Source organism: Sporosarcina contaminans (assembly GCF_042679045.1).
In the GTDB taxonomy this organism is placed as follows: Bacteria; Bacillota; Bacilli; order Bacillales_A; family Planococcaceae; genus Sporosarcina; species Sporosarcina contaminans.
In genome coordinates this window covers 1-1,152 of sequence record NZ_JBHTLT010000024.1, presented here as the reverse complement: position 1 = coordinate 1,152, position 1,152 = coordinate 1, and the positions used below count along the sequence as shown (strand labels likewise).

At 34.8% G+C, this 1,152-nt stretch carries 1 protein-coding gene and 1 pseudogene; both read right to left on the bottom strand.

Annotated features, from left to right (window positions below):
* Positions 1–137: 137 nt before the first annotated feature.
* A complete protein-coding gene (locus ACFQ38_RS05245; RefSeq protein WP_381479955.1) occupies positions 138–377 on the bottom strand; it encodes a primase-like DNA-binding domain-containing protein in 240 nt (79 codons plus the stop codon).
* 306 nt (positions 378–683) lie between these two features.
* Positions 684–1,152 (bottom strand): annotated as a pseudogene (locus ACFQ38_RS05240) (phage/plasmid primase, P4 family); the annotation flags it as partial.

Below are 1,152 nucleotides of genomic sequence, written 5' to 3'. Positions count from 1 at the left end.
ATCGATGTCATTAAAAATAGGTTCAGCAGCTTTTAAAACTCCTGCCGGAATTTTCTTCGCATTATTTATTGCCAATCGTCCATCTGATTCATCCCGGTAAATTTCAGCGCCGGATTTCCATATGAGAGATAGAATTTTTAATACTTGCATGGTAATAGCCTCACGTTATGCCTACCGGTTATGTTGCTGTAATTAATTCCTTTTCTACCGCGCGTTCCAACGTTGTACTTACTCAAGTCGTGCGCAAATTTATTTTTCGATACTGGTTTCACATCGTAGTGCTTACAAAAAGTCAAATATCTTTTTCGTAAATCTGAAAAGCTTACAAAATTGTTGAGGTCTTTTTCAATGTTTTCCTCTATGAATTTTTCAATCATCATAGTTCCTCCTTATGACAGTTATTGAAAAACTGAAAAGTTACCGAGAAACCTTCAAAAATTACTAAAGAAAGAGCTTCAATAACTCCTTTGAAATGTTGGTATATCAAGGGTTTAGAGAGTTTTTCAACCCCAAAAGTTACTAAAGTTATCGGGAATCTTCTTGTTACTGAAACCATATATACTATATATATTTATTGTTTTTATTTTTTAAATGAATAAAAATCCCAATAACTAAAATAACTATTTATAAAAATAACTAACTTGAACCCTTGATAATATTAGTGTTGGGAATTTTTAACATNTTATGGTAATTCCTGTTAAAAACGTCTTATTTCCGGTCCCTTTAGTTTTTCCGAAGCCTTTTGTTTCGAGCATCCGATAAAACGATCGATTACCTAAAGCACGTTCTCCTGCTTTAAAACACCAATTGTTGTAAATGTTATAAAGTTCTTTTGCTTCTATTTGGATGGATTCATTTTTCGGTTCGTCAATATAACAGGATTCCAACAGGAATGGAGCAAGAATATCCATATCGTCTTTATAGTTTCCTGTTGCATCGGTAACTACTTTTGGCTCTTTCAACCCCGACTGCTGCCATTTCAGACACCCCTCCACAAGCCAATTGAGGATCCCGGGCATTTCAAGGGATAATTTTTCTTCAAGTTTCTTATCACGCTGATGTGGTTTCAGACTTAAATTAAAGGGAATGATTTTAACACGGCGCCATATACCGTCATCAACTCCACCAATGATTGGTTTATGGTTAGTCGTG

Excerpts from the sequence above, each read along its gene's own strand:
- ACFQ38_RS05245 (WP_381479955.1), bottom strand. The coding sequence starts at position 377 with ATGATTGAAAAATTCATAGAGGAAAACATTGAAAAAGACCTCAACAAT.